Source organism: Paraburkholderia sp. J94 (assembly GCF_905220285.1).
GTDB lineage: Bacteria > Pseudomonadota > Gammaproteobacteria > Burkholderiales > Burkholderiaceae > Paraburkholderia > Paraburkholderia tropica_A.
This window is the reverse complement of record NZ_CAJMZH010000019.1, coordinates 165,737-173,368: the sequence shown is the minus strand read 5'-3', so window position 1 is coordinate 173,368 and position 7,632 is coordinate 165,737. Positions and strand designations below refer to the sequence as shown.

Here is a 7,632-nt window from a genome sequence, read left to right as displayed (position 1 = left end):
CGTGTGTAAAACGTGCGCTCAAAGAGCGCGTGAACACAGAAAGCACAAACAAAAAAGCCGCCCACCAAGGCGGCTTTTTGCTTTACACGCTGACACCTCACCGCATCGCTCACTTCTGCGCGATAAATTCCCGCGCGAACGGCAATTGCGCCCGAAGGTCTGCACGCCGCCCAATCCTTACCATCGAAACACTGAGTAACCTTACGGGATTTTTCAGCACGCTTTACGACACCGTGAAGGGTTTATCGTTCGAACGCGCTAACCAATTAGCTGTTTCGAACAAGAGGAAACCACACGATGAAGAAAGAACTGTTTGCTATGGCGTTGATTGCGGTTGCCGCAACCGTATCGCTGCAAGCACGCGCCGATGAGCCGCTGGCGCCGCCCCCGCATGGCGCACCGGCGTTCGCAGGCGAGCCTGGCCTGCGCCCGCCGTTTCCCGGCCCGGGCTTCGACGTCATCAACGATCTCGAGCAATTGCGCCGGCTCTACAGCCTGTCGGGTCACGCCGACGACATCGTGCAGGTCTATCACGAGGTGTTGAACAAGTCGCACGATCCCGTTGTGCGTCGCTTCACGTACGACGCGCTCGCACGTGAGCAACTGAAGCCGACCGACCCCGCTGCGGCGATCGCGACGCTGCACGCAAGCCTCGAAGAAGACATCGAGCGCAGCAACAAGGCACCGCGCTTCGACGGCGCGCCAAAGAAGGACGCGCCGCGTCCCTGAGCGTCACGGTGGCCGTTCCAGTAGGCAACGGCCAGCCCGCCAAGCCGCCTGTCGCAAGACAGGCGCAGCCATTCCCCGCACGGTCCCGCAGGCGTGCGCGCCTTACGTTTCCTTATCGTTCCTTCCGGCGACCGCGGCCACGGCCACGGTCACGGTCACAGTTACGACCACAGCCACCCCCACCTCACGCCTCTCCGTTCCCCCGCAGTTCGCCGGGCCCTTTTCCTGTCCATCGTTTCAGCGCTCGCCGAAAGTTGGCGGTATCGCTGAACCCAAGCAGCATTGCAATATCGTCCGTGCTGAGCGGCGTGGTTTTCAGATATTCGAGCGACAGCGAACGGCGCACGTCATCGAGGATGGCGAGAAATGAGGTCTCTTCGGCGAGCAGGCGCCGACGCAGCGTGCGCGTCGTCAGATGCATGGCATTCGCGACCTCGTCCATGCCCGGAAACACGCCGGGCTTGCTCATCAGGATCTGATAGACCTCGCCGGCCACGCCTGAGGAAGTCTTCGCCTGCCCGATCAACCGGTCGCAGGTTTCCTGTAGCAACGTAGCCGTGAGCTTGTGCGCGAGTTGCGGCTTCTGGTCGAGAATCGCGCTGTCGTAGACCAGTTCGCATTGCGGTTCGCCGAAGAAACACGGACAGCCCAGATACTCGCCGTAGAGATCGGCGTGCGGCGGCGCCGGATACGAGAAACTCGCCCGCACGGGCGGACAGTCGTGGCCCGCCACGTCCTGCAGATGCGTGACGTGCTGCATGTACTGCTGCTCGATGATGAACGCGCCCAGCTCACGCGAAGGACTCGATACAAAGGCGTCGGGGAAGGTCCAGACCATCCGGTCCGGGTACTCGGTCCAGTCGATCGTGACCGTGGGCGTCGCGAGGCGGTGGTATTTCACGCCCAGCTTGAAATAGTCGCGCAGCGACAGGCAGGACATCAGCGCGTAGCCGTACATGCCATAGGCGGCGAGATGCAGCCGCCTGCCGACCTTGAACGGCGTGGCCGGGTCGCACGACAGCGACACCGCATTCCGGCACACCGTCGCGTACTGGCCGATCGACGTCATGACCGACGCGTCGTAAATCTCGCCGATCTCGACGCCCGTGCCCTTGAGGCTGTCCGCGGGCGCAATGCCCTGTTCCGACAAGACCTCCACCAGCGCGGCGATTTTGTACGGCGCGTAGATGCGTTCGTTGAGCGGTGGCCGCGTCGATGCCATGTCAAAGCCTCAATTTGTCCCCGAGGGACAGCGGGATGTCCGAAAATGACCTTATCGGCGCGATCCTACCTGACTACCATCGCTATCACAAGACAAGCTGAATCGAACCAGGAGACGCAATGATCGAAGCGAGCCGAAAGGTCATCATTTCATGTGCTGTGACGGGCGCAACGCACGTACCGTCGATGTCCGAGCATCTTCCGCTCACGCCCGCATCGATCCGCGAGCAGGCCATCGACGCAGCGCGCGCGGGCGCGGCGATCATCCATCTGCACGCGCGCCATGCCGAAGACGGACGCCCGACGCCGGACCCGGAAGTCTTCGCCGAATTTGTCCCCGAGATCGCCCACGCCACCGACGCCGTCATCAACATCACGACGGGCGGCAGCACGCGCATGACGCTCGAGGAGCGGCTCGCGTATCCGCGCTTGCTGAAGCCGGAAATGTGCTCGCTGAATATGGGCTCGATGAACTTCTCGATTCATCCGCTCGCGCAGAAGATTACGTCGTGGCGCTACGGCTGGGAAAAGGACTTCGTGGAAGGCATGGAGGACATGATTTTCCGTAACACCTTCCGCGACATCAAAAAGATCATGCTCGAACTCGGCGAGCACGGCACGCGTTTCGAGTTCGAGTGCTACGACCTCGGGCATCTGTACAACCTTGCGCATTTCGTCGACGAAGGGCTCGTGAAGCCGCCTTTCTTCATTCAGTCGGTGTTCGGGATTCTGGGCGGCATGGGCCCGGACCCGGAGAACATGAGCGTCATGCGCACGACAGCGGACCGCCTGTTCGGCCGCGAAAACTATCAGTTCTCCGTACTAGGCGCAGGCCGACATCAGATGCCACTCGTGACGATGGCGGCCATCATGGGCGGCAACGTGCGCGTCGGGCTCGAAGACAGCGTGTATCTGTCGAAAGGCGTCAAAGCCGAATCGAACGCGCAGCAGGTCGCGAAGATCCGGCGGATTCTGGAAGAACTGTCGTTCGAGATCGCGACGCCGGCCGAAGCGAGAGCGATGCTGGGTTTGAAGGGCGCCGACAAGGTGTCCTTCGAGGCCGCGTTAGCCTGAGACGCAGGCGCGGACCTCGGTCAAGGCAGTTGGCAATAGCAGTCAGTCACAACAAGAAAAGCCAGTTAATCAGGAGACACGGTTATGACGAGCGCTTCCGGTATTGAAAGCGCCGATGCCTTGCATCGGCTGGCCACGCGCAAGGCAATGGCGCGGCTCATTCCCTTGATGTGCGCGATCTACTTCATGTCGTTTCTCGATCGCACGAACGTTGCGCTCGCGAAAACGCAGCTCGCGATCGACGTGGGCATTCACGCGGCCGCTTACGGCCTGGGCGCGGGCATTTTCTTCATCGGCTATGCGCTGCTCGAAGTGCCGAGCAATCTCGCCGCGCACCGCTTCGGGCCGCGTCGCTGGATCGCGCGCATCGCCGTGAGCTGGGGCGTGCTCTCGACGCTCATGATGTTCGTGCAGGGTCCGTGGTCGTTCTACGTGCTGCGCGTGCTGCTCGGGATCGCCGAAGCCGGGCTCTTTCCGGCCCTCATGTACATGGTGACGCTGTGGTTCGCGACGCAGGACCGGCCGGTTGCCGTGGGCTGGATCTACACGGCGCCGGCGCTCGCGCTCGTCATCGGCAGTCCGCTGGGCGGCGCGCTGATGCAGCTTTCCGGGCTTGGTGGCCTGCATGGCTGGCAGTGGATGTTCATGATCGAAGGCTTGCCGAGCATCGTCGTCGGCGTGCTGCTGTACTTCAAGTTGCCCGACCGTCCGCGCGACGCGCGCTGGCTTTCGCACGACGAGGCCAGCGTGCTGGAAACGCGCGCGGTCATCGACACGCACGGACACGCCGATCTCACGTCGGCCGACTGGGTCGCCGCGCTCAAGCGGCCGAGCACGGTGCTGATCGGCCTGATCTATTTTCTGAATCAGGTGGCGTTCGTCGGGCTCTACTTCTTCGCGCCCGCCATGATTCACCAGATGAACGTGACGTCGCCGTTCATGGTCGGGGTGCTGTCCGCGAGCGTGGGCGTCGGCTTCCTGCTGGGCGTGCTCGTGCTGCCGCGCATTCATCGGCGCGTGTCGAACGATTGCGGCTTCCTCGCCTGGCTCACGACCGGCGCGGTCGTGGGCGCGGCCGCTTATATGAGCGCGCACAGTCCGGCGGCGCGCATCGCGTGCCTCGTCGTCACGGCGTTCTTCGGCGGCGGCGTGCTGCCTTCATACTGGTCGATCGCGATGAAGCGCGTGCAAGGCATCCAGGCTGCGGCGGCGCTCGCCTTCATCAATACGCTGGGCCTGCTGGGCGGATTCGCGGGACCGTATCTGTTCGGTCTCGCGGAAGCGGTCTCGGGCCGTAGCGACGCAGGCTTCACGGTGATACTCGTGGCGTCGATCGGCGGACTCGCGCTCGTGCCGCTGCTCGCCCGCGTGATACGCCAGGAGAGCGGCAGGCCGTCACTGGCGGTGCCGGTCAGCGGCGCGCAACATTGAAATCGGACACACGCAATCCTGATTCAAACAAGGGAACCAGAATGAGATTGAAGGGCAAGGTGGCGATCGTCACCGGAGCGGGGCAGGGAATCGGCGCGGCAACGGCGCTCAAGTTCGCGCGCGAAGGCGCGGTCGTCGCGATCTGCGATCTGAACGCGGACGCCGTGGCGCACGTGGAAAGCGCGTGCCGGGAGGCGGGAGCGCAGGCGCAGGGTTATGTGCTCGACGTCGCGAACCGGGACGCCATGGTGGCGATGGTCGCGGACGTGATCGCGCGTCATGGCCGGATCGACGTACTCGTGAACAACGCGGGCATCACGCGCGACGCGCGTCTGCAGAAGATGACGCTCCAGCAATTCGACGACGTGATCGATGTGAATCTGCGCGCCGTGTTCAACGCTACGCAGATCGTCGCCGACATCATGGTCGAGCAGGGCGCGGGCGTCGTGCTCAATGCGAGTTCGGTGGTGGGCATTTACGGCAACTACGGGCAGACGAATTACGCGGCCTCGAAGTTCGGCGTGATCGGTTTTACGAAAACATGGAGCCGCGAACTCGGGCCGAAGGGCGTGCGCGTGAACGCGGTGGCGCCGGGCTTTGTCGATACGCCGATTCTGTCGACGGTGCCCGATACGGTGCTCGACAAGATGCGCAGCCAGGTGCCGCTCGGCCGCCTCGCGCAGCCCGAGGAAATCGCCAACGTCTACGCGTTTCTCGCGAGCGACGAAGCCAGCTATATCAACGGCGCGGTGCTGGAAGTGTCGGGCGGGATGACGCTTTGAACCGGGCCGCGGTCCGGATCGATTCACAAGAGAACACTGAACGAGGTCATGAATGGGTACGCTGGATCTTCTGAAACCGAGGCCCGGTTTGCGGGTGCTCGTCACGGGCGCGGCGACGGGCATTGGCGCGGCGATTGCCGATGCGTTTCTCGAAGCGCAGGCGCAGGTCACGATCTGTGACGTGGACCCGGTTGCCGTCGAAGCGGCGCAATCGCGCCATCCCGCGTTGCGCGCGCACGTGGCCGATGTCTCGAAGCGCGAGCAGGTCGATCGCGTGGTGGACGCCGCGGCGAGCGCGATGGGCGGCATCGATGTACTCGTCAATAACGCGGGCATTGCGGGGCCGACTGGCGGTATCGAAGATCTGGACTCCGAACAATGGGAGCGCACGGTATCGACCAATCTCGACAGCCAGTTTTATTTTCTGCGGCGCGCGGTGCCGGTGCTCAAGGCGTCGTCGGATTGCGCGAGCATCGTCGCGCTTTCGTCGGTGGCGGGGCGGCTCGGGTATGCGTTTCGGACACCTTACGCATCGACGAAATGGGCGATTGTGGGGCTCGTGAAGTCGCTCGCGGTCGAACTCGGACCGAGCGATATTCGGGTGAACGCGATTTTGCCCGGCGTGGTGGAGGGCGAGCGGATGAACCGCGTGATTGCCGCGCGCGCCGACGCGCTGGGCATTCCCTTCGAAGCAATGCGCGAAGAGTATCTGAAGAAGATCTCGCTACGGCGCATGGTGAGCGTCGACGATATCGCGGCGACCGCGTTGTTTCTCACCTCGCCGGCAGGCCGCAACATTACGGGGCAGGCGATCAGCGTGGATGGAAACGTCGAGTATCTGTGAGACGAAATTTGTGCGGCCGCTTCCGCCTGGATGACGCACGCGCCCGACGCAAGGCGACCGCATGTGACGCGATCAAACGGTGAACAACCCGCGCAAGGCGCGAATATCGCGTACGTCTTCCAGATGATTGATCTGCGCGATCAACCGCTGCGTCTTGTCCTTGCCGAGCACGGGCGCCATCAGGTCGCGCGCCTTGTCGTTCACGCCTTCCACGCTCAATGGATTTTCTTTCGTGCCCGGCGGAAAGCGCGTCGTGTGCGAAAGCGTGCGGCCGTCCGTGAGCGTCACATCCACGCGCGCACCGCGCGGCGCGGCCGGATCATCCAGCGTTTTATCGGCGACGACGCTGATCTTGCTGCGTAGCGCGATCATTTGCGGATCGCGCATCAGCGCCGCGTTGTGGCTGTCCGCGAACGACACCGCGCCTCTGACGAGCGCGACCGCCACCATATGCGCGCAATTCACGTCGGGCATCGAACTGTCGCCGACGATACCGACTGCATCGCTCGGCACATGCACGTCGATCTTGCTGACGTTTTCCGGCGTGAGACCGTTCTGCTTGCGGAGCGTGAGAAAGGCATCGAGCGGCGACTGAATCGGATAACCGACCGAGTACGTTTTAATCGCGGTTTCGGTGACGAAGAAGCGCTGGCCGAGACCGTCGAGCATCGCCTGCGGATTCGGCTGCGTCGAGAGCGCGATGAACAGGTTGTGCGTGCCGTCGAGCACGTCGGCGACACCCGTCATGCCCGATTGCACCATCGTCACCGCCTGCACGCCGTTGCGCGCGCCCATGCCCGCGAAGTCGAAGGCCTTTTCGATGTGGTCCTTGTCTTTCACCCAGCTCCACAAGCCCGATTCCTGCTGCGCGGCATACGAAATGGCAAAGCGCGTTTCGCGTTCGTCGAGTGACGCGAGCGCGGCGGCCGCGCCGACCGCGCCGAATGTCGAGGCCGTGCCTTCGGCGCTGCGATGCGAGGCCCGCACGCGGTCGGGGCCAAGCGCCATCAGCAGGCGGCACGCCATGTCGTAGCCCAGCACGACCGCGCGAATGAAGGCTTCGCCGCTACAGCCCGCGTGTTCGCCGATGGCGAGCGCGGCGGGCACGACCGAGCTGCCCGGATGCGCCTTGGTGACGGGCTCGAAGTCGTCGGTTTCGTCGGAGTGCGCGCACATCGCGTTGGCGAGCGCGGCGTTCACGCAGGTCGTGCGCAGATCCGAGGCGATCACCGACGCTTGCGGCGTGCCGCCGAGGCTGCGGACGTAGCGCGTAGCGAGTTCGCCGGGACGCATGCGCGAGCCGGAGACCATCGCGCCGAAAGTGTCGAGGATGTGGTTCTTGCACGCGGTGGCGACGGCCTCGGGCAGCGCCTGGCCGCGCGACGCCACGATGTAGCGCGCGAGTTGCGCAGTGACGCCGGTGGTGGCGTCGCCGGAGGCGAGGGTATCGTCGGCGGCGAACGCGTTGCGCCAGCCCGGCAGCGACGTGGCGGCGAGCGCCGCCGCTGTTTGTAGAAAGCGCCGCCGTTCGAGCGGAAATCGCGCCATGCT

The 7,632-nt window shown here is 63.9% G+C and carries 8 protein-coding genes; 6 read left to right on the top strand and 2 right to left on the bottom strand.

Annotated elements, in window-relative coordinates; translation table 11 throughout:
• Positions 1-371 (top strand): hypothetical protein (locus U4Y88_RS32450; RefSeq protein ID WP_321788928.1); only part of this gene is annotated, 371 nt, incomplete at its 5' end.
• Entirely contained in the window at positions 298-729 is a 432-nt protein-coding gene (locus tag U4Y88_RS32445) for a hypothetical protein (RefSeq protein ID WP_321788926.1), read from the top strand. The genes U4Y88_RS32450 and U4Y88_RS32445, both read left to right, overlap by 74 nt.
• A 184-nt stretch (positions 730-913) precedes the next feature.
• On the opposite strand, the gene U4Y88_RS32440 is transcribed toward U4Y88_RS32445, so the two are convergent.
• Positions 914-1,951 (bottom strand): AraC family transcriptional regulator, encoded by a 1,038-nt coding sequence (locus U4Y88_RS32440; RefSeq protein ID WP_224012189.1) that lies wholly within the window; start codon positions 1,949-1,951, stop codon positions 914-916.
• A gap of 119 nt (positions 1,952-2,070) precedes the next feature.
• On the opposite strand from U4Y88_RS32440, the gene U4Y88_RS32435 reads away from it, so the two are divergent.
• The 4 genes from U4Y88_RS32435 to U4Y88_RS32420 all read left to right on the top strand — a co-directional run bounded on the left by U4Y88_RS32435 (position 2,071) and on the right by U4Y88_RS32420 (position 6,081).
• Positions 2,071-3,024, top strand: a complete 954-nt coding sequence (locus U4Y88_RS32435; protein ID WP_321788924.1) for a 3-keto-5-aminohexanoate cleavage protein — start codon at positions 2,071-2,073, stop codon at positions 3,022-3,024.
• 84 nt (positions 3,025-3,108) lie between these two features.
• Positions 3,109-4,455 (top strand): MFS transporter, encoded by a 1,347-nt coding sequence (locus U4Y88_RS32430; RefSeq protein ID WP_224012187.1) that lies wholly within the window; start codon positions 3,109-3,111, stop codon positions 4,453-4,455.
• Between the two features lie 41 nt (positions 4,456-4,496).
• Positions 4,497-5,237, top strand: coding sequence for a 3-oxoacyl-ACP reductase FabG (gene fabG / locus U4Y88_RS32425; RefSeq protein ID WP_321788922.1), 741 nt, complete (start codon positions 4,497-4,499; stop codon positions 5,235-5,237).
• Between the two features lie 52 nt (positions 5,238-5,289).
• Positions 5,290-6,081, top strand: coding sequence for an SDR family oxidoreductase (locus tag U4Y88_RS32420; RefSeq protein ID WP_321788921.1), 792 nt, complete (start codon positions 5,290-5,292; stop codon positions 6,079-6,081).
• Positions 6,082-6,153: 72 nt separating this feature from the next.
• On the opposite strand, the gene U4Y88_RS32415 is transcribed toward U4Y88_RS32420, so the two are convergent.
• Positions 6,154-7,629: an MmgE/PrpD family protein gene (locus tag U4Y88_RS32415; RefSeq protein WP_321788919.1), complete on the bottom strand. Its 1,476-nt coding sequence runs from the start codon at positions 7,627-7,629 to the stop codon at positions 6,154-6,156.
• Positions 7,630-7,632 lie beyond the last annotated feature (3 nt).